The sequence below is a fragment of the Nitrospira sp. Ecomares 2.1 genome (assembly GCF_965152585.1).
Map to the genome: position 1 here is coordinate 2,472,309 of NZ_OZ224219.1, position 25,644 is coordinate 2,497,952.

19 protein-coding genes are annotated in these 25,644 nt (G+C 45.7%); 9 read left to right on the forward strand and 10 right to left on the reverse strand.

What is annotated here, in order from left to right:
* Positions 1 to 14: 14 nt before the first annotated feature.
* The gene (locus ACWHYD_RS10840) at positions 15 to 1,910 is read right to left on the reverse strand and encodes a B12-binding domain-containing radical SAM protein (protein WP_447962052.1); all 1,896 of its coding nucleotides are present in this window, start codon (positions 1,908 to 1,910) and stop codon (positions 15 to 17) included.
* A 356-nt stretch (positions 1,911 to 2,266) separates the two neighbouring features.
* On the opposite strand from ACWHYD_RS10840, the gene ACWHYD_RS10845 reads away from it, so the two are divergent.
* Both ACWHYD_RS10845 and ACWHYD_RS10850 read left to right on the forward strand, forming a co-directional pair.
* Positions 2,267 to 2,779 carry a hypothetical protein gene (locus ACWHYD_RS10845; RefSeq protein WP_447962053.1) on the forward strand — a complete coding sequence of 171 codons (513 nt, stop codon included), beginning with the start codon at positions 2,267 to 2,269 and terminating at the stop codon, positions 2,777 to 2,779.
* Positions 2,780 to 3,064: 285 nt separating this feature from the next.
* Positions 3,065 to 3,283, forward strand: coding sequence for a hypothetical protein (locus ACWHYD_RS10850; protein ID WP_447962054.1), 219 nt, complete (start codon positions 3,065 to 3,067; stop codon positions 3,281 to 3,283).
* Positions 3,284 to 3,387: 104 nt separating this feature from the next.
* On the opposite strand, the gene metH is transcribed toward ACWHYD_RS10850, so the two are convergent.
* On the reverse strand, positions 3,388 to 7,059 hold the full coding sequence (gene metH / locus ACWHYD_RS10855) for a methionine synthase (protein ID WP_447962055.1): 3,672 nt from the start codon (positions 7,057 to 7,059) through the stop codon (positions 3,388 to 3,390).
* A gap of 321 nt (positions 7,060 to 7,380) precedes the next feature.
* On the opposite strand from metH, the gene ACWHYD_RS10860 reads away from it, so the two are divergent.
* Positions 7,381 to 8,007, forward strand: a complete 627-nt coding sequence (locus tag ACWHYD_RS10860; RefSeq protein ID WP_447962056.1) for a hypothetical protein — start codon at positions 7,381 to 7,383, stop codon at positions 8,005 to 8,007.
* Positions 8,008 to 8,051: 44 nt separating this feature from the next.
* Here the strand turns inward: ACWHYD_RS10860 and ACWHYD_RS10865 are convergent, their stop codons facing one another.
* Complete coding sequence (locus ACWHYD_RS10865; protein ID WP_447962057.1) at positions 8,052 to 8,405, reverse strand: hypothetical protein; 354 nt, start codon at positions 8,403 to 8,405, stop codon at positions 8,052 to 8,054.
* A 62-nt stretch (positions 8,406 to 8,467) separates the two neighbouring features.
* Here ACWHYD_RS10865 and ACWHYD_RS10870 point away from each other — a divergent pair, with 62 nt between their 5' ends.
* Positions 8,468 to 8,908: a hypothetical protein gene (locus ACWHYD_RS10870; protein WP_447962058.1), complete on the forward strand. Its 441-nt coding sequence runs from the start codon at positions 8,468 to 8,470 to the stop codon at positions 8,906 to 8,908.
* 97 nt (positions 8,909 to 9,005) lie between these two features.
* Here ACWHYD_RS10870 and ACWHYD_RS10875 read toward each other — a convergent pair whose 3' ends face one another.
* The gene (locus tag ACWHYD_RS10875) at positions 9,006 to 9,290 is read right to left on the reverse strand and encodes a hypothetical protein (RefSeq protein ID WP_447962059.1); all 285 of its coding nucleotides are present in this window, start codon (positions 9,288 to 9,290) and stop codon (positions 9,006 to 9,008) included.
* Between the two features lie 139 nt (positions 9,291 to 9,429).
* Here ACWHYD_RS10875 and ACWHYD_RS10880 point away from each other — a divergent pair, with 139 nt between their 5' ends.
* Complete coding sequence (locus tag ACWHYD_RS10880) at positions 9,430 to 10,176, forward strand: iron-containing redox enzyme family protein (protein WP_447962060.1); 747 nt, start codon at positions 9,430 to 9,432, stop codon at positions 10,174 to 10,176.
* Positions 10,177 to 10,612: 436 nt separating this feature from the next.
* On the forward strand, positions 10,613 to 11,101 hold the full coding sequence (locus ACWHYD_RS10885; protein ID WP_447962061.1) for a hypothetical protein: 489 nt from the start codon (positions 10,613 to 10,615) through the stop codon (positions 11,099 to 11,101).
* A gap of 576 nt (positions 11,102 to 11,677) precedes the next feature.
* Here ACWHYD_RS10885 and mutT read toward each other — a convergent pair.
* Both mutT and ACWHYD_RS10895 read right to left on the reverse strand, forming a co-directional pair.
* Positions 11,678 to 12,064: an 8-oxo-dGTP diphosphatase MutT gene (gene mutT, locus ACWHYD_RS10890; protein ID WP_447962062.1), complete on the reverse strand. Its 387-nt coding sequence runs from the start codon at positions 12,062 to 12,064 to the stop codon at positions 11,678 to 11,680.
* 13 nt (positions 12,065 to 12,077) lie between these two features.
* Positions 12,078 to 12,608: an A/G-specific adenine glycosylase gene (locus ACWHYD_RS10895; RefSeq protein ID WP_447962063.1), complete on the reverse strand. Its 531-nt coding sequence runs from the start codon at positions 12,606 to 12,608 to the stop codon at positions 12,078 to 12,080.
* Positions 12,609 to 13,799: 1,191 nt separating this feature from the next.
* On the opposite strand from ACWHYD_RS10895, the gene ACWHYD_RS10900 reads away from it, so the two are divergent.
* Positions 13,800 to 14,312, forward strand: a complete 513-nt coding sequence (locus ACWHYD_RS10900) for a class I SAM-dependent methyltransferase (RefSeq protein ID WP_447962064.1) — start codon at positions 13,800 to 13,802, stop codon at positions 14,310 to 14,312.
* 167 nt (positions 14,313 to 14,479) lie between these two features.
* Here ACWHYD_RS10900 and ACWHYD_RS10905 read toward each other — a convergent pair whose 3' ends face one another.
* From ACWHYD_RS10905 to ACWHYD_RS10920, 4 genes are all read right to left on the reverse strand, one after another.
* On the reverse strand, positions 14,480 to 16,756 hold the full coding sequence (locus tag ACWHYD_RS10905; RefSeq protein WP_447962065.1) for a hybrid sensor histidine kinase/response regulator: 2,277 nt from the start codon (positions 16,754 to 16,756) through the stop codon (positions 14,480 to 14,482).
* An 89-nt stretch (positions 16,757 to 16,845) separates the two neighbouring features.
* Positions 16,846 to 19,065, reverse strand: coding sequence for a histidine kinase N-terminal 7TM domain-containing protein (locus ACWHYD_RS10910; protein WP_447962066.1), 2,220 nt, complete (start codon positions 19,063 to 19,065; stop codon positions 16,846 to 16,848).
* Positions 19,066 to 19,520: 455 nt separating this feature from the next.
* Positions 19,521 to 19,838: a hypothetical protein gene (locus tag ACWHYD_RS10915; RefSeq protein ID WP_447962067.1), complete on the reverse strand. Its 318-nt coding sequence runs from the start codon at positions 19,836 to 19,838 to the stop codon at positions 19,521 to 19,523.
* A 935-nt stretch (positions 19,839 to 20,773) separates the two neighbouring features.
* Positions 20,774 to 21,496: an HAD-IA family hydrolase gene (locus tag ACWHYD_RS10920; RefSeq protein WP_447962068.1), complete on the reverse strand. Its 723-nt coding sequence runs from the start codon at positions 21,494 to 21,496 to the stop codon at positions 20,774 to 20,776.
* A gap of 432 nt (positions 21,497 to 21,928) precedes the next feature.
* On the opposite strand from ACWHYD_RS10920, the gene ACWHYD_RS10925 reads away from it, so the two are divergent.
* Together ACWHYD_RS10925 and nadC are read left to right on the forward strand one after the other, a co-directional pair.
* Positions 21,929 to 24,715 (forward strand): valine--tRNA ligase, encoded by a 2,787-nt coding sequence (locus ACWHYD_RS10925; RefSeq protein ID WP_447962069.1) that lies wholly within the window; start codon positions 21,929 to 21,931, stop codon positions 24,713 to 24,715.
* Positions 24,715 to 25,629, forward strand: coding sequence for a carboxylating nicotinate-nucleotide diphosphorylase (nadC, locus tag ACWHYD_RS10930; RefSeq protein WP_447962070.1), 915 nt, complete (start codon positions 24,715 to 24,717; stop codon positions 25,627 to 25,629). The genes ACWHYD_RS10925 and nadC overlap by 1 nt, the downstream gene beginning before the upstream one ends.
* The last annotated feature ends 15 nt before the right edge of the window (positions 25,630 to 25,644 follow it).

Consider the following 25,644-nt stretch of genomic DNA (forward strand, 5'->3'; position numbering starts at 1 on the left):
CAACACTCCTGACATTAGACAGAGGCTAATTTCGATGAGGAATCATGTGAGTCGAGGCGAAATTGCAGAGAAGGTAATTTATTGGTTCCGAAGTGGGTCACGTATAAAAACACATATTCCCGAATAAAGATTTTCAAATCCCACCCCGCATAATGATTTTGTTCAAATTCTTCGAATACCCGTTCGGCATCCTCAACACTCAATCCTTCTTTCACCGTAAAATAATAATCCAAGGCCAAATCCCATTCCGGATTTTTATAATAGGTAATGCCGAATTTTTCAGGATTTTTCGCGACGGGAGTATGCTTGCTCAAATCAAAGGTACCAAATCCAATTGAATGGACGTGTTCTCGATTATCTTCTAAAAATTGGATAGAAAATTTCGCATCTTGGTATGTTTCCCCTGGGAACCCAAAAAACCCCATGACATGATTCCAAACCCCATGTTGGGAGGACAACTCCAAGCTTCGCTGGATTACCTCCGTCGTGGTTGCCTTGTCCATAAGTTGAAGCACACGCTCACTTCCGGATTCATAGCCCATATGGAGAAATTTGCATCCAGAAGTCTGGGCATCCGCCCAGACTTGATCCTCAAGAAGACTCTTTTCGAAGCGGATATGTGTGGTCCAGGCAATATCTAATTTCGACTCAATCAATTTCTTCGTAAGCTTCCTGAATAAGGCGGGTGGATAAGACTCATCCGTGAAATGAAAACTCCGGGCATGATACTTATTTTTCAAATAGGTGAGTTCTTCAATAATCTGCCAATCCCTTTTGGTCCGGTACCCTGCCGTATAACCCTCACCATGGTCACAGAACTCACACCGTCCCCAATAACATCCCCGAGTGGCTAAATAGGGAAGAATCGGCTCAGGTACAAAGTATTTCTCTAATGGCAATCCGTCGAAATCCGGGGGAGGCAACTCGCCCATATTTTCGGCGTAGGATTCGGAATTCACATGAATTCCCGCTGCATCTCTGAATAGTAAATTAGGAACATGCGATAAATCCCCATCCGAGCCTATGGCTTCCAACAATCGCAACAGGGCAGTTTCACCTTCATAGACAATCGCGCTGTCAAATAAGGCGAATAACTTTGGAGTATCTGGAAGCACTTCCCTCAGGCGGGTTACGGTATTGCCTCCAATGGTTATATGAATATCAGGGAATTGCTCCTTAATGAGTGCACAAAATGTCATAGAGGAAAACAATTGTTGTCGAAGAACAATTGAAATCCCAATGACATCGGGCTTTTCAGCTAGAATGGCAGGCTTCAGGATTTCCTCAAATACGTCCCGATAGACATTGACTTGAGTATCTTCAACGGCTTCCAGCACTTCGGACGACATAAACAGCTTATAGGATAAATCAGTTTCCATGGGAGGCATGCAGATTCTTGCGGGGGCATACACCAAGGATATTGTGGCAGTCACCTCCCTAAAGGTATTCATCACCCATTCCAGCTTCTCACTTTCATAAAACTCTTGGCTTCGAACAATTTCCTTTGCTTTCTCAGCTCTTTCAGCTAAATCGCTCATATAGCCTCGGGTACAATTGCAGAGAGCTAACTGAAGATCCACTTCCGCATCCGTTAACTCACGACTCTTCCCAATCTTTTTGAGGCGATCAAGTTGCTGAGGAACTTTTTTAAGAATGCGACGGAGGAAATCCCGACTAAAATACCAGTCGTACATTTCTAAATTAACATCTTTTTGAACGACATCATGACCGGCAGATCGAAGAAAAGCCGTTAGGGTTGGAAGGCTCAGATAGGGTTCAGAAGGATACCAGTCCGGGGGGAAGACCAACAGGATTTTGGCCTTACTGGATGACTCTTTAAAGTTGGTTGATCTTGGTAATTGAATTTTATCAGGGCGAATCAAACCACCTTTATCATAATTTATCCTCATTTTTACACCCTAGGTAAAATGGTTTACTCGCGATTAGGTCAATCAAACCAGAATGATGATAAACCTATTCATCTATATTCACATCTAAACTAACCCATTGATTTTAAATATTTTTTACATCAGATAGATTCACCATTCTAAGTCCTTGAAAAAACCATGGTCAAGGGCAATTGCATAGGAGAACCGTAATAGGAAAATTTAAAATATTTGACCGAATAATTATTTGACCGAATAATATCTTCATATTAAAATCACTTATCTGCCCTTGGAATTCCTTCCTTGTCTGGTAGCGTACCCTTCATCAACAACTCTTAAATTTCTTAGGATCCCTAGAAATGAGCCGTGAGGAAATGACAATGAGCAATACAATCATGCCTGGATGCCGGAATTGGATGTCGTACTTAATGGATTCACTAGTCAATGCTGGAACAATGCCCTCATGGGAAGCCCTCCAATATCTCGTGACTAACCTGCTAGGTGAGGCACCCAATCCGCATCTCCATCAAAGCAAATCCCCTTATGAAACCATACAACAATTCCTCCACCGTATTTATGGACCAATCGTTGAAGCCGCCTCCCGCACAGTTAATATTCCAGGCCAAGCCATGATTCATATGTTTACGGATATCAGTCTCATGGGAAAATCGGCAGTTTTGGTCGTGTATTTTCCAGGACAAAACGCTCCGCACCAATTGTTACTATTAGACTCGGTGCCAGCCTGGGACTTGGTATTTGAAAATTCCTCTGCGTTCGATAACTGGGCTGAAGAACGATATCAATGGATCGTGAAAGCCCTTCAGAGCATTGGACACCCCATTGAATCTTCCATGCTTGAATGCTCCGACACCCTCCAACCGATACTGGTCTAAAGACTAAGCATACTTGTTAGGGCACAGGCGGAAGAGCCAGGTAGGGCACAACTACTCCCATCTTGGGCCATTAAAGAAGGCTCAATTAAAACGCGACCATCCCAGGACAAAATTTTTCGTGGGGTTGCTTGGAAGGAAAGCACCAAAAATACAAGAAAGGGTCTCACTTAGATGGGACTTTCATTGCCGGCTACCCTAGCCAGACAGTCTTTCCTTCCATCAGACTTGACAGTCCAAGTGACGAGGCGCTATCCATGAAACCTTACGAAACATTATGAGGTAAATATGCCAATCAATGTATTACTTAAAAATTCACCGCGAGGAAGGGGCCCGGAACCAGACCAAGCCCGTTCAAAAGAATTCCAGAAACTACCAGAAGTGGAAAAGCGGGCAAAGGAAGCAGAGTTGGCAGCCCAAGAAATGCAGGACTTATGGGAATCTCAAGAGGTCGGAATTACCAAATGGTCGGGTGAACGGGGCCAACGATATTCTGATCCAGATTAGCACTTGTAGCTTTCAAACCAGCATCATCGCACTCCTCTTCCGGTTTTTTCCTTGAGGTTTTAATAGAACGATCCCGTAAAGTCAAAAGCTGCACACCACAATCCTCAAGTAGGGTCATACCCTAAATTTGAGGAGAGCCACCGTTCTACATCCGATACATCCATCCCTTTCCGCTTACCATAATCCTCGATTTGATCTTTCTTTAATTTACCAACAGAAAAGAATTTGGCTTGGGGGTGAGCAAAGTAGAAACCACTAACAGACGCAGTGGGATACATCGCGTACGAATCGGTCAATTGAATACCTACCGTTTTCTCTACCTGAAGCCAGTCAAACAGATGCTGTTTCTCCGTATGGTCGGGACAGGCCGGGTACCCGGGTGCTGGACGAATTCCACGATATTTTTCCTGAATGAGTTCGTCGTTTGTCAATTGCTCATCTTGGCCAAATCCCCATACCTGCCGGACCTCACGATGGAGCCATTCGGCAAAGGCTTCGGCCAAACGATCAGCCAAGGCTTTAGTCATGATGGCATTATAATCATCATGGTCTTTTTCAAAACGCTGACAAACAGCTTCGATGCCGATTCCGGCCGTAACCGCAAACCCACCAATATAATCAGCCATACCGCTGGACTTTGGAGCCACAAAATCGGCCAACGCATAGTACGGGTCACCTTTGGGTTTTTCTACTTGTTGTCGCAAGGTATGAAAGACCGATACCGCTTCCGAACGGGTCTCATTGGAATAGATGATGATGTCATCATCCTGACTGTTAGCTGGAAATAATCCATAGACACCTTTTGCCGTAAGCAGCTTTCCGTCCATGATTTCCTGCAAAAGCTTTTGAGCATCATCAAAGAGTTCTTTGGCTTTGGGCCCGACAACCGAGTCTTCAAAAATCATTGGATATTTCCCACGTAATTGCCAGGCGCGAAAAAATGGAGACCAGTCAATTAGGGGGACAAGGGTCTCGAGGGAAACATCCTCAAGAACTTTAATACCAATGAAACTTGGCTTAGCAATGCTCGTCGTTTCCCAATCGATGGCGAAACGCTGCTTTCTTGCTTCCTCCAGTGATACGAACTTTTTGGCCGTGTTTTTGGACAGATACGCATCTCGCGTTTTCCGTTGTTTTTCTTGAACTTCCTGCACAAATGCATCCTTCTCGTCCGGACTCATTAATTTGCGCACGACATTGACCGCCAAGGACGCATCTAAGACATGTACAACCGGGCTGGTATAGCCTGGCGCAATTTTTACGGCAGTATGGGCCTTGCTGGTGGTCGCTCCCCCAATTAACAGAGGGATAGAGAAACCTTCTCGAGTCATTTCTCGTGCATTATGAGCCATTTCATCCAACGAAGGTGTAATCAGTCCGCTGAGCCCAATCAGATCAACTTTTTCCTGACGAGCTGTCTGCAAAATTTTGTCACAAGGAACCATCACACCCAGGTCAATAATTTCATAATTATTGCAGGCCAGTACAACTCCAACGATGTTCTTCCCAATGTCATGCACATCACCCTTTACTGTGGCGAGCAGGACTTTACCCTGGCTTCTGCTCTCGCCTTCAACTTTTTCCGCATCCATAAACGGCAATAAATACGCCACCGCTTTTTTCATGACCCGCGCGCTTTTGACTACTTGAGGCAAAAACATTTTCCCCGCACCAAATAGCTCTCCGATCACATTCATCCCATCCATTAATGGACCCTCAATGACATCCAGAGGCTTATTGAGCTTCTGACGGGCTTCCTCCACATCAGCATCAATAAATTCAACAATCCCTTTAATCAAGGCATGGGCCAGACGTTCCTCTACTGTTCCCTGCCGCCACGCATCATCTTTCACAATCGTTTTGCCCTGTTGCTTGACTGTCTCAGCAAAGGTCACTAATTCCTCAGTGGCTTCTGACCGTCTATTCAACAGGACATCCTCTACTAAATTAAGGAGACCTTTGGGTATTTCTTCGTAGACTCCTAACTGACCGGCATTCACAATCCCCATGTCCATTCCCGCTTTAATGGCATGGTAGAGGAACGCAGAATGAATGGCTTCGCGCACTGTATTATTTCCACGGAATGAAAACGAAATATTACTGACCCCCCCACTGACTTTACAGAAAGGTAATGTGGCTTTGATTTGTCTAGTGGCTTCAATGAAATTCACAGCATAGGCGTTATGCTCTTCCATGCCTGTTGCAACCGTCAAAATATTCGGATCAAAAATAATGTCCTCCGGCGGAAAGTTGAGCTTTTCGGTCAAGAGACGATAGACCCTAGTACAGATTTCCACTTTTCGATCAAGCGTATCGGCTTGACCGGTTTCATCAAATGCCATGACGACAACAGCGGCCCCATAGCGACGAATCAGGTGAGCCTGCTCAAGGAATTGAGCTTCGCCTTCCTTGAGACTAATGGAATTCACCACACCTTTTCCCTGAATACACTTCAGGCCAGCTTCAATGACGGACCATTTAGAGCTATCAATCATGATTGGCACACGAGCGATATCAGGTTCGGATCCGATGAGATTCAAAAATTCCACCATGGCTTTTTCCGAATCCAGAAGGCCTTCATCCATATTCACATCGATAATTTGCGCACCCCCTTCGACTTGTTGACGCGCTATAGCCAAAGCTTCTTCAAGTTTTCCGTTTAAAATCAATTTTGAAAATTTTGGCGAACCTGTCACATTCGTACGTTCTCCAATATTGACAAAATTGGATTCCGGTCTGATGGTTAAAGGCTCAAACCCACTTAACCGAGTCATACGGGGAACATGCGTTTTTTTGTGCGGGGCGCAATCCTTGACCCCTTCGGCTATGGCCCGAATATGCTCGGGTGTGCTCCCGCAACACCCGCCGACAATATTGACCCATCCCTGGCTGGCGAAATCCCTGAGATCCGCGCCCATGCGTTCTGGTGTCTCATCGAACCCGCCAAAGGCATTGGGTAAACCCGCATTGGGATAGCAACTAATATAGATGGGCGCCACATTAGAAAGTTCCTCAATATAGGGCCGCATTTGTTTGGCCCCTAATGCGCAATTAATCCCCACACTCAAAAGATTGGCATGGGAAATAGAATTCCAAAAGGCCTCGATAAGTTGTCCTGATAACGTACGGCCACTAAGGTCCGTAATGGTTACCGATGCCATAATGGGCAATTGACGCTGAATTTCATCACAATACCGGGCAATTGCATAAAAGGCGGCCTTGGCATTTAGAGTATCAAAAATGGTTTCAACAATAAGAAGGTCAACACCCCCTTCCACCAAACCCCGCACCTGCTCATAGTAAGCTGCTTCTAAATCATCGAAGGTAACTGCTCGAAATGCTGGGTTATTCACATCCGGTGACATCGAGGCCGTTCGATTTGTAGGACCAAAAGCTCCGGCGACCCAACACGTCCGCCCAGGTTGTTCAGCTTGCACCCGAGCAACAGCCCGCTTTGCCACCTGCCCCGCCGCCAAATTCAATTCATACGCCAACCCCTCCATCTGATAATCAGCCAGAGATATCGAATTGGAATTGAAGGTATTTGTTTCAATGATATCGGCTCCGGCTTGCAGATATTGCACGTGGATATCTTCAATAATCTTTGGTTGCGTCAGAGTCAGCAGGTCATTATTCCCTTTGACATCACAGACATGGTTGGCATAACGTGTCCCGCGAAAATCAGATTCACTCAAATTATGGGCTTGAATCATGGTTCCCATGGCACCATCCAGCACAAGGATCCGAGATTCTAACGCCGCTTCTAGTGTGTTCATTCTTACCCCCTCATCAATCAAAATACATCTCAACTCACGGTCAACAACTGAGCCCTATTCCCTCATTTTCAAGCATCATTAATCTTGACTTCCAGGAATTTCAAGAAATAGGATGACAAATCTGCCATTCATCCTTTTATGACATTTTTCTTCTCACTTTGTAAAAGGCCTACTTCATGGGTAGCCTTTGCTATTTTGGCCTCCCTACTTTGTAGCACAGGGGGATTCTTATGGCCTACCCCCGCTATAGCCAAACCCTACTTCGAAGATGGTTATTTAGGTTTAACCCAGGAAGAACTACGCCAAACATTAGGAATACCGATGGCAGTTCGATCACGAAAGGCCGCCCTTCGTGTTTTCAGCTATTATACGTTCCCCGATTGGGAAAAATATTTCAAAAGTTTGGTTTCACCAGGAAATGGCGAGGATGTGTACACCTACGTTCGGAATGGTATCCAAGTTCGGTATTCCTTCGCTTATATTCCTGATTTAAATGAAGGCAAAACCATTCCAACCCTGTATGTGCAACGATGTGAAGTGGAATTTTCCCCTTCGGTTCCCCTAAAAAGCATTCCTTCGCTCGTCCCTGAATTTATCCCCCCAACAGAACAATCGGCCCCAACCTTTCGATCCAATCTCTGGGTCCTGATTTTTAAGGGTGAGCCTTCACGAGAGGCCGATTTCATCGTCAAAGAACAGGGAAAAAGAAATCTCGCATGGTCTCTAGCCTATCAATTATTTGCTATTAATGGAATTCCCAGCGTTCTTTCAATTGACACGCCGATCGACCGCCTCGAAATCACCACTCAAAGCCTTCAAATCGTGAGGACCCAACAACGATTAACCCATGAATCCACCCTCAATCCCTATTCACCTGAATTTCAGGAACGTCTTTCTCCTCCTTCGCCACCGATCAAATCCGTTCCTCAACCTCACTATGATGATTGACCTTCTACAAAGATTTTTTCATGGAACTTGACCACTCCTCAGCGTTACTCATATCGAAGATCCCGTTCTTCTCCTATTGATAAATATCCCTCGCCCCATTGATTGGGGTCTTCAATATTCCAATTATTGGTATCGCTTTCTAATTTCAATCGAATCCCCCAGTTGCCTCCAAAAACAATAAATGTTGAACCGGAACCGGAATCTTCTACCCTTTGGGCATAAGCAGGTCGGATTGGTTGATCAACATCCTCACACCACCCCGTCACCGCACACCATTCTCCCTGGGAAATCCGATCATAGGATTTCACGTGTGATACACTCCGAGGAGGCCCCAACTCCTTAAACCGTAGGAAATATGATCCTTCAAAATTGGGGTTCTGTTCAACTTCGAGAAACATACACCTTTTCCTTGACCCACCTTGAAATCCATTGCTAGAGTAATGAGTAAATTACCTTAATTATGATAACACACGAAAATATAAAAATTTCTCCTCCGTCTCTATCTGAAGATGGAAGCATTTCCCCCCAGGAGACTGAAGGGTTCTCCAAGCCGACAAGCAGCGAATCTCAAGTTACGCCATGGATCTGCCGACGCCCAGTTCGGATCACAATTTATGGGTTTTTGGTAGCCTTTGCGCTATGGATGCTCGGATGGGGTGTCGTACCTCGATTACTCGACCCAACCTTCGAACAGCACCTACAAGATAAATCTGTTATGGCTGGCATGAGTCGTGAGCAAGTAATGGATGCCTGGGGCTCCCCCTATCAAATGAATGTCAGCTATACGGAAAAAGGGATCAGACGAGAAGAATGGGTCTATGAAGACTGGCTGGATTCAAGCACAATTAAGCACAGATATCTCTATTTTGAAGAAGGGAAATTAATAGGAGGTTGGTATTGAGAAATGTGCTTGGCAAACAGATTCTGTGGTCAAGCACGACTCATCAGAAAAGGCCAGGGCACTCCCCTTTCTTATCTAACCCATGATTGGAATTTGCTTAAGGAGTTTCGGTAATTTGAGCTCGCCTTATCTTTCCTGTTCCTCCAGAAATAACTAAGACTCGTTTCCATTCACGGATTTGATAAATTCCCCAAGCATTTGGTTGCCCCTGGTAAAATGCCAGAGAATCTTCCCCTTTGGCACTTAAGTAAGTTGGCTCGGTAAATCCTTCATCCATCACATATTCCATTAGATTCTCTGCAGTGACCCCTTCGCCACGCAAAGTCACGTTTGCTAATAATTCTAAAATGGCACCAGGATCCGCAAGATTAATGGGTTGCATTGTTACTGACTCCTTTAATATGTGATAATATAATTTCATTACATAGGCACTTACCATGTCTACCATAATCCCATGCCTATTCAAAACCTACCTTTTTCTTTTCATGAAAATAGACCGTAATAAGGGATAACCCCTCAATATGAGAAAACTTTCACCAGAACAATTTCGTGATCGCATATTTGATGTGCTTCGCCGAAAACACCATTGGGCTACTCCATTTTTGGAAGGAAGCACGATCACCAAAGAAAAATTGAATATTTACTTTCATCAGGAATACGTCGTCTATGTTCGAGATTTCTCTGTGCTTCTTGCTCAAATTCTCGGGAAAAATCCTCCTTGGGAAGCTCGCCGGCTGCTCGCCACAATAATTTATGAAGAAGAAACCGGTGGGTTTTCACTTGGCCAGCCTCACCAGGAACTGTTTCTCCACATGATGAATGGACTTGGGTTTGATCGAGCTGGGTTTCGGGATGTGGAATTGTTGGCATCGAGCCGTGGATATCGAGAATGGTTGAATCAAATATGCCAAGAGGAAGATTGGTCGGTGGGAGCGGCAGTGCTCTCAATTTTCATTAAAGGGACTTCCAACGATCCGGAAGAAGTGCTTTATCCGAAGCCGGCACAAAACCAGGAGGAGATTGAAGATATCGTCCGAAAACATTATTTAAGTCAGTACCAAAGCTTATCGCCGGCATTTATGGATTATATTCGTGCACAACATATGTTTTCCGCAGGATCCCGCAAAACTGTCTATGACATGGTTACCCATCACACAGATGAAAGCAATGATCAGGTCAAAGTTCTCTCTCTCCTCGAAGAAGCATTGAACTTGTGGTCACGATATCAGGAGGGAATTGCGCGTGCCTGTGGAATTCGACAGATTTAAGCACCATCAACTTTCCTTCTCCATTGCTGTCCTAAAAATTCTAGATCCTTACTTCTGAACCACTGGTGAAGTGATCCAAGCATTTCTACAGGCATTCACTCCTTCATTACATCATTTCAAGCCGAGAGGATTTACCGGACGATGTCTGCTTATCGCTACCCTAACAACCTTCAACCTGCAGTGCTCTTGGACCCCTGAAGTAGAAACAGTTCTCCAGGACGGGCCCGAGTGCATTATTTCACTAAAAACATCCCACATTCTAAAGAAGACCCCCAGTCATCCAGCAATTCTTTCAGAGTCTCTTATCGCCAAAATTCTAAAAGGAATAGCCATTAGTCAAGAGGAAGGCATACTCCAACAAATCCTGCTTTCAACTCTTGACCCCATTCCAGCATTCTCTCCCTCACAAATAGATTTCTTGCCACATCATATATCCATGGCATTTTCTCAAGTCACCCCTGAGGAAGTTATCCATTTCAAGTGCCCACCGACCGATGAGCAGCTCTTTCCGGTCCAGGGAACGTTCGCCAACTTTTCTCCATCCTCTCTACTGGTGACGTTAAAAGATTCGAAACCCAACCCTGCCGTATCTCCAAAAATGCAACCTTCCTTTCGAAATGTCCAGACAACCTCTCTGACCTTTTCCCACCAGGAAGCTGTCATAAGGGTTGAGGAAGTCCAAGCTTTCATGACAGTTCCATCAACGTATCATAGGATTGCCATCAATTATCAAAATCTCGAACCCTCAAATCCAAACAACAAGGAGAATCAAGTAACCCAACCTGGTCCAAAGACAAGCCCTAATAATAAGGCTGAACCACCCATGACAATGGATTCACTGAATTCCCAATTACGAAAACTCCAAAAAATAGTGGACCAACAAGCTGAAGAAATTCGACGTCTTCAGGACAGTTCCTCTCGATAGAATAAATCATTTTCCTACATCCATTCATTTACTGCCATGAATGAATTCAATCCGGCCTGGGCATGACCTCTCACCCGAGCTCGGAGGAAAATTTGGTAGATTGGCATCAAAGGGCGACCTTTCTTGATGAATCATGGACCGCTTTTCTGAAGCGCCAAATAAAGCCCGGTCCATTGTGAGAAATGATAAGAGACAGTTGAGCCTGAGCCGTGCAATCCCAAAACTGGCGAAGCATTTCCAGGTCATTGTCGACATTCCAATTAAACCCCACTTGACGTAACACGCCATCTGAGAAAGCTAAGATGTCAATGACCACAATTCGACTGAAGGTTCCATGTAATATAAAGCGATAGAGCGTTCACCGCTCATTTCCCTTATGGATTCATCCTTCGTATTTCGCAACGGCAAAAAGGGAAGCTTCAGGGTGAGGAGCAGCCATGGGGGGAGACAAGAGACCATTCCCTAACAATTTCATCTATCCTGGCTGAATAGCTTGAGCAAGTTAGATATTAAGGACAATCTTCATGTCCTCATAAAACCTGGTTATGAATGGAAATATACTGATTCGTCTGAATTTCAAATTTGCATAATTTTGTTTATGACTGGAATATCTGCAGGAGGAAACTCATAGGAAATCAATTCATGCTTGCGAACCCAAGTAATTTCAGCGGATTCTAACGCTTGAGGAATCCCCAGAATGATTGAACAGGTATAAAAATACAGCTCCACCATTTTTTCCGGATACTGATATTGAAGAGAATGGAACCAAACAGGCTCACTAATCTCTACCCCTAACTCCTCCTTCACCTCTCTGCGCAGGCAATCCTCCAAAGTCTCTCCAAATTCTTTTTTTCCCCCAGGAAATTCCCAAAGCCCCCCTAAATAGGATTCCGGTTTTCTCCTTGACAGGAGAACCCTATCTTTCTGCCAGATAATTGCGGCCGCCACAACAATAGGTGGCAATTCCTGAGGCTCATTACTTTTCATCTAAAGAGACGGTAAGGCAAATATTCCGCATGGGACATAATAAACAAACCGGCTTCCTGGCCGTACACACCATGGCCCCAAAGTCCATTAACGCCTGGTTAAAATCATATCCTTTGCCTCGGGGAATGAGTTTTTCAGAGAGTAACCATAACTTCGCCTTTTGCTTCTTAGCCTCCCCTTTCCCAATAAATATCCGATGCAATACCCGCATCACATTGGTGTCTAAAATGGGCGCATCTTTATTAAAGGCAAAAGATCTGATGGCTCCTGCGGTATAGCGACCTATGCCTTTCAGGGAAAGGAGTTCCTCAGGTTTATGGGGAATAGCACCCCCATAACGCTCAATCGTCTCACAGGCAATGCCATGAAGACGATATGGTCGAATATTGTACCCTAGGGGATACCACGTCTTTCGAACATCCTCTGGCTGAGCTTCCGCCAGATCCTGCAGAGTGGGATATTTACCAAGGAACTCGTGGAATTTAGGAATAACCCTGTCCACTTGCGTCTGTTGCAACATTACCTCAGAAACCAAAATTTTATATGGATCGGATGTTCTCCTCCATGGAAGATCCCGACCGAATTCCCCATACCACGCCAGGAGGCGTTTCTGAAACTGTGCTTTTTTAGTTTTGGGAATGACATAAACAACCCTAACACTGGGATTAGATTTTTTTTTACCTGTTATTTTTTTCATCTTTGCCATCGACAAAAATTATTTTTTACAATTTGGATTTTAGCGACCATAGCGGAAGCCCTTCCCTCAATCATGCCGATTTTTTCATACCACGAAGGAATCAAAAATTAAACCAAAAATTCAATTTTAGCCAGCAGACCAAAAAGTATAATCCGTTACTTTAACTTTTACGGAAAACTCAAAACTCACAGAAATTTTTCTAGACAGGCGTCTTTAAGATCGGGTAATGTCCCGTCCACTAATTTGGATCATTCCATCCATTTTCATATGCTCTCCCTCCACATATCCCTTCATTTTATAAGGTTTGGCAGAATAGACGAAGTCCGATGAAATATCCGAATCTTTATTAGCGGTCAACCTTCAGAATCCCGGGTCTTTGTCCTACTATGCGGACGAATTCCGGACCAGGAACTACCCTTTCCCAGTCCCCCCATCATCAGGGGATCATTAAGATATTTTTCGGTTCACAATCTTTTCCCATTGTCACGCTGTGCATCCCCCACCCTACCGTCTTTGACGTTCCAGGGAATTTTCAACCATCTGTTTTGTTCAAACACCAAAAGGAGGTTTCCTATGTTTCCACACACTATCCCACTTTCCCAGTTTTTCCCAAGGAGTGCCACCGAAATTCAAAAACTTTCCCAAAGCACGATTGAACTCATTTCCGGGTTCTCAAAAAAAGGAGGACCTGATCCAACAGACTATCCCATTCTAAATTCGCTTCTTGGACAATTTTCAGGAGAAAACATCCACAAGGTATTTTCCGCTGATCAAATAAGATCCATTCGATCTGCCTTCGGAGAAGCCCTTTCCCCCGAAACCATTCAAGGGTGGGCGTACCATAAACCGTTAGGATATGCAGGAGATTATCAAATCATTGAAAAAATATACAATTACTACACATCTTCCAACCCTTCTTTAACAAAGTGGGACCAGTTTTTTCATTCCCAAAAAGCACCCAAGGCAGTCAGAAATCGATTATCTTTTTTCCTTGATCAATTATGGAGGACCAAAATGGAAACCCCTTCAATCAGCCATATTCTCAACCTAGCCTCTGGCCCTGGACGGGATATGTATGAAGCCCTCAAGGTTCTAGGGACCTCAAAACTTGAGATCGATTGCGTTGATCAAGACGCGAATGCCATTAATTATGCCAAGAACCTTTGTCGTGACTTCCTTGCTCACATTCACTTTACCCACAAGAATGTGTTTCGTTTTTCACCAAACAAAACATACCACCTTATTTGGTCGGCTGGTTTATTTGACTATTTCAATGACAATATCTTTAAGCGTACCTTAAAAAGGTTCTTCACTCTTCTGAAACCAAATGGGAAAATGGTCATTGGAAATTTCACGACTGACAATCCCAGTCGAGGCTATATGGAACTTTTTAAATGGGATTTATTTCATCGAAGCAAAACGCACCTTCGTAGGCTTGCGCAGGAATGCGGGTTTACAGAGAATCAAATTCGCATTGAACAGGAACCCGAAGGAGTCAACTTATTCTTGGTTATCATGAAGAATTAGTCAGCAGACCAGGTCCCCAACCTCATTTCGTAAACTGTAGGCAGAGCATCACTAAAATCAGTGGCCACAAAAAAGCGGGAATCCTTCACAAATGAGGATTCCCCTTTTTTGAGGAACAATGATGCAGAGACCGAGGACCTACCCTAGGCCAAGGCGCATGAGGTCGTTTACTCTAATACGGAATGCAGCACAACACTCAGATCCACAAGATTAAATGGCTTTGCCACTCTACCCTTGAAACCATATTCTTGATAATTGGCAAGGACAGGATCATTTGAATAACCACTCACCACAATAGCTTTGACTTGGGGGTCTATAGTTAACAGCCGACTGAGGACTTCTTTTCCTCCTAATCCTCCGGGCACGGTTAAATCAAGAATGACGGCTGAAAATGGAGAACCAACTTTCCACGCCTCACAAAAATCCCTCAAGGCTTCTTCCCCGTCCTTGGCTGTCTGGTAACTGTATCCACACGTTTCCACCATCTCACCAAGAACTTTCCGGATTTGAATTTCATCATCCATAATCAGAATTTTGCCTTGGCCCATTTTCACCCGCCTCTCAGGCACTTCGTAAGCCATTTTTGGGATGGGAATAGCGGGGAGAAATAAAGAAAAAGTACTACCTTGCCCGAGCGTTGAATTTACAGCCAACACTCCTCCATGATTCCTAACGATGGAGTAGGAGGTTGCAAGACCGAGCCCTGACCCTGTTGACTTTGTCGTAAAATATGGATCAAATATTTTCTCTAGATTATCCTTAGAAATCCCAACCCCTTTGTCCATAAATCGGATTTCAATCCATTCGTCATCGTGTAAAGCCATTGGTCCAAAACCCGATCGTTCGACCATATCTCCCTTAACATTATGGGCTTGAATGATACATTCCCCACCCTTTTCCATCGCCTGTCGGGCATTTATCACAAGATTATGAATCACTTGGCAAATTTGTCCTGCATCGATAGTGACTGGCCACAAATCATCAGCAATGTTAAAGATTGGACGAACATTGGATCCTGACAACACCAACTGGACATTCTCTTTTATGATTTCTTGCAAAAGGACCGTCTTTTTTACCGGAGCCCCTCCCTTAGAAAAGGTTAGAAGTTGCCGTGAAATATCTTGCGCTCTTAAAGAGGCATGTTCGGCCTCAGAAATCCGATTAAATAAAGGATTGGTTGAGTCCAATGAAAATTTCGCAAGCGACAGCTGCCCTAAAATTGCCGTCAGCAAATTATTGAAATCATGAGCAAGTCCACCAGCCAAGAGCCCAAGCGATTCGAGTTTGGCCCCCCTCAATCTTTCCTCTTCCCATTTCTTTCTTTCTGTCACATCCTGAGCAAGCCCAATGACCCGGTGAATCCTGCCTGATGAATCCTTCACTGGAAAGGTTCGGTTATGGACCCATCGGAGCTCATCGTGACGAGTAACAATTCGATATTCAATATCCAGGCATTTCACATCAATTCTTTTCAAGAACAGATTTTCAACTTTGGACTGATCTTCTGGAAAGACGATGGTCAGCCAATCAAACGGATTACTCATGAGTTTTTGGGGGTCTCCCCCCCAATGGCGTTTATAAGCGGGACTCACATAGACTATTTGTTGTAGGTCTACATCCCAGATCCAAAACACACTATCCACAGCTTCAGCCAATTGGCGAAATTTTTCATCACTTTCTCTAAAAGCCAATTCCGCCATGCGAACATCTGTCACATCACGACAGATCAACAATACGGTTGAAATATGTCCGTTAATTTTAGGCTCGGGGCAAAATCGAATTTCAAAATTTCTCAATCCCTGCTTAGTGGGATGGGAAATCTCCAGAGAATCTGATCTGCCATTTGCACAAACCGATTGAATTTTTTCCTCAAAAATATCTGCTACCTTTTGAGAGATCCCCAACTCGATGAGTTGCTTTCCCAAATACTTTTCTGGGGGAAATGGTTCCACGCTATCCCACCAACGATTTAAATACATCACACGATTTTTTCGATCAAATCGTCCGACAATATCGGGAAGATTGTCGGTCAAGGATTGAAGCTCCCGGTCCCACCGCTGCAGTTCCTCTTTAATCTGCTGGTGATGAGGCATTTCAATTAACGCACCGTGGCAGACTATTTCATTTTCAATACTCCCCTGGGATATCACACTATTTTCTTGAACCCAAATCACCCGATTCCCTTCACCGAGCATCCGATACTCTAACCGAATTGTCGCGGGCAAATTGGTGTGATTCTCCCAACCTCTCAAAAACATGTTCCGATCTTCCGGATGTATTCGACAAAAAAACGCTTTAGAATCTTGGATGAGTTGCTCAGAAGTTAGGTTAAGCAACGAATAGACATACGGGGTCACAAATTCAAACCTTCGGTCAATCCCCTGTTGAATACACCGATAGACAACCAGTGGCACCTGGTCAAATGCGGCATGCTCATTTTGCAAAAAACTATTCATAAACAAAGAATGACGCTATTTCAACGATCTGACTCAACGAAAGTCAGCTCTCAACTGTTCCTATTCTACCAATTTTTCTACGAAAAAAGAGGCCCAGACTCCGGGGACACCTTCACTGGCTTGAGAGGAATGGCGGGATTACGAAGGGAAGTCAAGGGATACACATTGTTAGAGGGGAGGCTAAGAGGCAGTTGGATTTGAAATCCGAGAATGCCACGCTTATTGGTCCACACCTGAAACCGTCCAGAATGGCGTTGAATAATTTGATGAGCGAGGATTAATCCTTGGGTGGCGGAAGGATCAGGCTCATAAATAGAGGAATCATCAAAGCCCCATTCCTCCATTGAAACCAGCTCCGAATCCATTACCGCTTTTTCAGCTTTCCACCACACCGAAACTTGAAGCCAATTCTGTCCCCTAACAAATCGATCAGCTTCTGTTTCAATTCGCAAAGTTCCAGACAATTTTGAGGGATCCTTTAAAAGAAATAACAGTCCATTGAAAATGGCCTGCATAAGCCCTTGTCGATCTATAGAGACCATCGGGACATCGGAACTAAAGATCTTCTCAATCATCGTCTTTTGGTAAGAAGGATTGCTTGCCACAAACATCAGACAGGAATCAATAATATCGTGAACATGGGTTTTTGCATTTAAGGAACCCGATAACGGCTTGACATATTCTCTGATTTCTTTTGTTAATGCATCTATCTTCGCAAGATCTTCTCCAACTATACGATGAAGCCTATCCATAAATTCTCCGTCATGCCGTCGCAATTCAGCCACTTGAACAAAGGCTTTAATCGAGACTAATGGATTATGAAGTTCTTGAGTTAATCCATTTGCCATGGCTTCAAGAGACCGTAGACGATCCACCTGGCAAAGCAAATTTTGAGATCGGTGAATTTCTTCTCGCAAAATGGCATTTTCTAAAGCTAGGGCGGATTCCTGAATAATCATATTCCAAAATGTTTTTCCACCCATCATCCGAATAGCTTCACTGGAGGTGGGGCCAAGCGCCAAAACTCCCAATAATTGGTTATTCCCAAAAATTGGATAAAACACCTCCAATCCGGCTTGTTCTAATATTTGAGCGATACGCATCTCTCCTTCATTGGAGTCTATTCCCTTTAACTCCTTAATGGAGACCCTTGACTGCGTAAATAGTAATAATTGTGGCAGATTATCGGAGATTGCCCATCCATTCTGGATAACAGGATGATCATGGGAAAATCCGAAGCTTGAAACAGCTCTATACCGATTTTCTTCGACCTGCAAAACAAAGAGAGCGGCTTTCGATGCTCCAGCACTCCTTCCAACGGTTTCTAGAATGGCCTGCCCCAAATCGTCAATATTTTGAATGTTTGCGACTTTCGACGAAAATCTGGAGAGAGCCTGAGTCCTCAATTCCCTGCCTTTGAGAATAGTTCTCGCGACGGCGCCTTTCGTGCCTACTTTCATCTGATAAACACCCACAACTGTCATGAGATGAAGCACAAGTTGCACGACTGAAAATCTGACATTAATGGCACCCAGGAGGGATTTCTGAGCAAGGAGCAGCATGGGGTAAACAGGCTGGGACACAAATAATAAAATAGCAAAATAGGACAATCCTTTTTCAACATACACCGAAAATTCCAACCAGTGAAACCGCAACAGGGTATAGGCTACGATTGAAATATATACCGCAAAACCAATCGTCCCGTAGGGCAGAATTTCAATCCCATACCAGAGGGGATAATTTGTCGCCCCACCAATGTATCCAATGCCAGAGCCGATGAGAAGATACAAAAACTGCCTACGACGCAATCCCTTTTCCCTCACATAGGCTTGAGTGAGAAGAAAATGAGCAAAGATTACAAGACCAACCCACCAAATCAAACAAAAATGAAAGATCAAGCCAGGCACACCCCAAAACGGAAATACAGAAATTTGACGGACACCTTCAATAAAAAAAGGCGTGAAATCGGTAAGAAGAAAAACCCCACCCAGAAGATAATTCCATTTAATGGTGCCACTAAAAGCAATTTCTTTCCCAAGTAAATACAGAACATGATGCAGGAAGGTGATGGGAATAAAAATGGCTCCTGCCATTAAAATGCGGAGATTGAGAAGCGCATAAAACTCTGAATCTGATACTTGCCAAGCAAAATACCCAAAACTCCATAAGGCAGTGGCGATTCCAAACAACCCAAAGGTCCAATGCCTGGGATCATAGGGAGCGCGAAAATAGACAAAGGATGCCAACCCGCTAGCGGCTAATCCATTTAATAATCCGCTGATGGCAAAAAATTCCACGGGTTTCGTGTTAACGAAGGAGTATGAACTTAAGGATTCCGCACCAGGAAAGAGGTCATCATGAAATAAAAGGCCGCACCAGCCTTGATGGGTCCAATTTGATTTTAAACCGTAACCTGAATGGCCAAAATGGTCAAGTATTCAGTATTTTGGACACCGGTTACGTTTGAATATAACAGCAGAAAAACTCAAAGCATTGTTGCTATGGTTTATAGGTTATGATCTGGGACAAAAGCCAAAACATAATATATTGGTCTTTCATGAAAACCGAAAATTCTCTCCTTATCACCGGCTAGCAAGCTTGATATGCTTATAACCTTCGTTTACCTCATCCTATCTAAGGGCACCCCTAAAAACTCACAGTTTCGGGACCTCCCTTCCCGTGCCTGCTTGAGCGATGGGCGGAATCCCCTGAGCATCGTGTGCATGCGAGGGCGGGGTTGTCTGGAAACCGTTTAAGGCCTTCCCCGCTCCCCGTATGAGGCCCCCTGCTGCCGACTGGCAACCGTAAGAAACGGCCCCCTTTGGACGTTATTACCCAGATTCTTACGTCCGATCTTTGGTCGAGCTCGCCCCCCACTCGTTCGAATGAGCGTGCCGTCCATCGCGGGCGCGTGGTGACCGAAGACCTGTTTGACGCGAACGAGCGTCCGCACTCGAGGCCGATTCCGGTCCGATGGCTTCGCCGGCAGAGGTTTGTCCCGATTGCCGTTTTCCTGCATATGGGAGCGGGGATCCGGGGTGTTGATCCAGACGTCGGGCTCTGTGAGCAATGAGCGGAATACGCCCCCCTCGCCTCCTCAGCTTGGCTCCGGGGGCCACCCGCGCTGGGAAGCTCTTGCCCCCTTTCATCGGCCCGGTTTCTACTCGGCTATGCAATTGCTTCTGAGCTCTTTGACGATTTTATCCCACAACTGGCGTTGGATTTTCTAAAAAACTATCCAACCCCGACCAGGCTGATCACGCTTGATCCGAGTCAATGAACGCGGTTTGCACGCGAGCAAAGGATTGAACCGGCTAGGACGATCGAATGGTGGGCCCAATTCAAAGCCCCCCAAGTCTCCGTGCCCAAGCATGTCCCTCGGACCAAAGCTCGCTTGGTGAATATGCTGATCGCGCAGGTGTTGGTGGCCTCCCGTTTCATGAGGGACTATCAGGCGGAGATTCCACGTTTTTCAAGAACCTCCCAGCGGCTGAGTGAATGCAGACGCTGTCGGGAGGGCTCAGCTGCACCATGATCCCTCGCTTGTGGGCCGAACTGGGGGAGGCCCTGGGTCTCTTTGGACCTCGTGGGGCCAGAAACGAGCCCAGTCGAGCCATGTGCAATTAACGGGGTAGAGTGGGAAATGATGTCACGGCAGGCTCTGTGTCGCAGGCAACAAGCACCTCCGGCAAGCGATTTGGTAATTGGCCTTTCAGTCGCTGAGACGCTGTGAATGGGCGAAACTTCATTTTCAACAATGTCGCGCCCGGTCGCAGCCGCACAACCACACACTGCGAGTGTTAAGGGCGAAATGGTTGAAGATCATTTTCCGCATGTGGCAGCACCAGGTGCCATACGACAAACCCTATCATCGGGCAAATATCAATCAGGCAGGACCTAATAGCCACCACATCATAAAAGGACCGAACAACCTCATAGGAGGTCTGTCATGGGATTCACAATAGTAAAGTGTTGTAAGGAAAATTTGAATGGAGGGGATGTACTTTAGGAATTCAAAAGATCATATGAAGAGAGTTGGGTCAAACTTGAAAGTGTGTGTGGATGAGAGGCGGCATTCGAAGAACGATCAATCAAGACAGCATGAAGACCAGCCTGTCGAGCCCCATCGAAATCCTCAATAGGATGATCTCCCACATGAAGAGCTTCTTGAGGGACTAACATGTGTTCATCAAGTGCATGACAAAAAATCCTTTGGGCCGGCTTTGCAGCTCCGACCAGGCTGGAAATGGTCACAGAATCAAAAAACGTATCGAGGCCAAGCCCACGGGAAACCTGAAAAAACCTGCTATCAAAATTGGAAATGATTCCAAGTTCAAATCCCTGACGCTTTAGATGACCTAAGACTTCATATGTATCAGGGAATAGTTGCCAATGGGTAGACTGCCCAAACGCTTCAAATACCTCTTCGAAAAAATCATCGAATCCCTCGAACATACCCACCCGATAAAAAACGGCATGTACGACATCAAACCACCATAACCGCTCACATTGTTTAAGTTTTTCCGGCCGCTCCACCGAAAAAACCGGAAGAGGCATCTCTCTCATCGTTTGCTTAAAAGCTACATTCAATGCCTGTTGGGTCTGTTCGGTGTCTGGAACGCCGTATTTTTTGGCATAGGTTAAATACACCTCCCCTACTGATCCCTTCACATCAAATAAGGTCCCTACCGCATCAAAAAAAATGACTTTTATGGGAGATGAACTCATTAGGAGTAAGATGAGTTACCAGAGGATCAAAACTAAAAGATCGGTGGACCGACCTTTGCCTCAAACCAAAGGTTTCATGAAGTTGTTCAATCAGAACAAACGCAAGGAAGGAAATTAGGAAGTGAGGCAATCTTCTATTAAAAATTCAACGACCACCACAAGAAATTAACCTATTATTTCTTTTTGCCTTTTTCGCGCCGGGCAACTTCCAAACCTTTTACCCGTTGTTGATTTTTTCGATGTTTTCTTCGCAAATCACGATCTTTTTGCCGACCACGTGGCATGAGCAATACTCCTGAGTTAATTGAGATTGTTAAGACTCCTGTGCCCCACTTTTACCATAGGCATCATGAGGGGAACAAGAGGTTGTATTTGCAGGGCCATAGAGCCCGTGATAACATCGGACTTTTTTCGCCCATTCAAGATACCATTATGGCATTTTCACAATTAGAAAAAACGTACAATCCCGGTGAAGTCGAGAACCGATGGGGGTCATACTGGATTGAACACCAACTTTTCCAGCCTGACCCAACCAACCCCGCCCTTTCCTTTAGTCTGGTCATTCCCCCGCCAAACGTGACGGGTTCCCTCCATATAGGACATGCACTCAATACGTCTATTCAGGACATTATCGTTCGTTGGCGACGCATGCAGGGATTAAACACCTTATGGATTCCCGGAACAGACCATGCAGGGATTGCGACCCAAAATGTGGTTGAACGGCAACTCGCGCAGGAAGGTCAAACACGAGAACACCTTGGGCGCCCAGCCTTCATCGACCGAGTTTGGAAGTGGAGACATCAATCCGGAGATACCATTATCGAACAACTCAAACAGTTGGGGGCCTCCTGCGATTGGACTCGCCTTCGGTTTACCATGGATGAAGGCCTTTCCCTGGCGGTTCGAGAAGTGTTTGTTCGCCTGTACGAGGAAGGCCTCATTTACCGTGGGGAACGCTTAATTAATTGGTGTCCTCGCTGCCTGACGGCCCTTTCCGACATTGAAGTTGAGCATGAACCAACAAAGGGAAAGCTCTATCACATTCGGTATTCCCTAGCTGACGATTCCACGCAATTTCTCATAGTGGCCACCACCAGACCAGAGACCATTCTGGGAGATACCGCAGTGGCCGTCCACCCTGAAGATCCTCGCTACCAGAAGTACATTGGAACGAAAATTCGGGTCCCTTTGACGACACGAACCATTCCGATTGTGGCTGATCCGATATTAGTTGACCGGGAATTTGGAACTGGGGCCGTAAAAATAACCCCTGCGCATGACTTTAATGACTTTGAAGCAGGCGAACGTCACGGGCTTCCACGCCTGGTTATACTTGACTTCCAAGCTCGTATGAGTCCCATGGGGCTCCAGGAAGCCCAAGCCAATCCCCCGCTTCAAGCGGAGCTCCACTCCAAGTCCGTGCAGGAAGCCCGGGCCATTGTGATAGAAGCCCTCGATAAACAGGAATTTCTCTCAAGGGTCGAAGATCACGCCATGGCCATTGGCAAATGCTACCGATGCAAAACCGTTGTTGAGCCGTATCTTTCCCCACAATGGTTCGTCAAGATACAACCCTTGGCGACTCCAGCTATCCAAGCAGTTGAAGCGGGTGACATTCGTATTATTCCCGATGAATGGAAAAATAATTACCTGGGCTGGATGCGCCAGATTAAAGATTGGTGTATTTCTCGCCAAATCTGGTGGGGACATCAAATCCCCGCCTGGTATTGTCGAAATTGCAACACAGACCATTTGCCAAAAACCAGCCAAGCTGGGGAAGCACCTGACCAGGAGGTTATTCCTCCCGCCCAGCCCACAAGGAGTTGCTTTATAGCTTCAGATGCTCAACCCATCGTATCAAGAACCCCACCTCAATCATGTCCAACATGTGGAGGGACCAACCTTTTTCAAGATCCTGACGTATTAGATACCTGGTTTTCCTCAGCTCTCTGGCCATTTTCTACCCTCGGATGGCCAGAAAACACAGAAGATCTGAAAACCTTTTATCCAACAGCGACCCTCGTCACGGGATTGGACATCCTGTTTTTTTGGGTTGCCAGAATGATCATGATGGGCCTGAAGTTTACAGGAAAAGTCCCATTTCGCGATGTGTACATCCATGCCTTGGTTCGGGACGCTGAGGGCCAGAAGATGAGCAAATCAAAAGGAAATGTCATTGATCCCCTGACCAAAATGCGCCAATACGGAACGGATGCGCTGAGGTTTACCCTGGCCTCAATGGCCTCACCGGGACGAGACATTAAGCTTGCCGAAGAACGCATCGAAGGATATCGAAATTTTGTCACAAAACTTTGGAATGCGGCGCGATTTATTCATCTCTACGCTGAGGGACCACGTGTATCACTCTCCACAGGACTCCGGCCTTTTCCGGATCGGTGGATTCTCAGCCGACTGAACCATACGATCCATGAAGTAACCAAAGCATTTGAAGACTATCGCTTTGACCAAGCCGCCTCCGCGCTCTATCAATTCATATGGCATGAATACTGTGATTGGTTCATAGAACTCGCCAAACCCTGCCTCCAGCAGGAAAATCATCCTGATGCACCCGCCACCCGCCAGACGCTCTTGGAAACATTTAAAATCATCCAACGACTGTTACACCCCGTGATGCCATTTATTACCGAAGAAATCTGGCAATCCCTCCCGCACGAAGGGATATCAATCATGACGCAACCCTTTCCCACCGAAAAACCGGAATGGGCCAATGCTGAAGCCGAACAGGCTTTCTTGTTTCTCCAAGCGTTTGTCAACACGGCCAGAACCGGACAAAACTTCCTGAATATTTCCTCCACTCAAACACCTTTGATCTACGGGGCGAGTACCCAGGCCAACCATACGGCCACGCTGACCTTTCTTGCGCCTTATATTGAGTCAATTCTCCGCTCATCGGTCATCACAGACCAGGGAATTCCTTCTCTCCGCACATTACAATTGCCTTCAGGTTATTTTAGTACCATCGGTATTCCCGTTCCCAGAGAGATTGACCTCCATGAAGTTGTCAAAAAAATCCAGAAACAAATTGGAGAAAAAGAGAAGGAAGTGCAACGACTTGGCAATCGGTTATCCTCTTCTGAATTCAGGGAAAAGGCAGAGCCTTCCGTAATCCAGGATTCAGAAGACCGTCGTACCAAACTGGTCGATGAGTTGGGAATTCTGAATATGACCGAACAACAACTGGCTTCAATGAAGACCTGATGAGCGCACCTTCTCTTGCCTCGCCTCCTCCCCTTTCCTCAATGCGGCGCGTAATCAGTGCTGCTCTGGAAGAAGACCTTGCCTACGGAGACCTGACCTCGACCCTTCTCATTCCACCAACCTTGTTAGCTCAAGCCGACATTGTCGCAAAAAGCCACATGGTCGTGGCAGGCGTGGCCGTTGCCAAGGAGGTGTTTCAAGCAGTCGATTCAACTATCGCATTCACCACGCATTTTGACGATGGAACAAGGGTGCCCCCATCAACCCCTGTCCTCACCCTCAAAGGGAAGGCACAGTCGCTCCTTCAAGGCGAACGTATCGCCCTGAACTTTCTCCAACGGCTTTCGGGGATCAGCACGCTCACCTTTCAATTTTGTGAGGCTGTTCGCGATTATCCGGTCGCAATAGTGGACACAAGGAAAACCACCCCGGGACTTCGGGCCCTAGAAAAATGGGCCGTCCGCCTAGGCGGAGGGAAAAATCATCGCTTCTCCCTTTATGATGGTATGCTCATTAAGGATAATCACTTAATGGTCATGGCATCCCAAGGTATGAACATCACCCAGACTTGTCTATGGGCCAGGCAACATGCCCCGCATGGCCTTCGAATTTGTGTGGAAGTCGAAACGATTGCTCAGGTCCGACAGGCCTTGAAGGGAAAAGCCGATGTCCTTTTATTGGATAACATGACCCCCGATCATGTCAGGCAGGCCATAGACATCATTCAAAAACAGGCCTTGGTTGAAGTATCAGGAGGCATGACCCTGGACAATATTCGAGAAATGGCAGAAGCCGGACCGAACTTCATCTCGATTGGAGCCCTCACACATTCCGCCCCGTCCATGGACCTCTCCTTGGACATGACTCCGCTTCGAACCAAAACCGTTCCTCAAAAGCGAAAATACCGAGCCTGACTTTTACTCTAACCC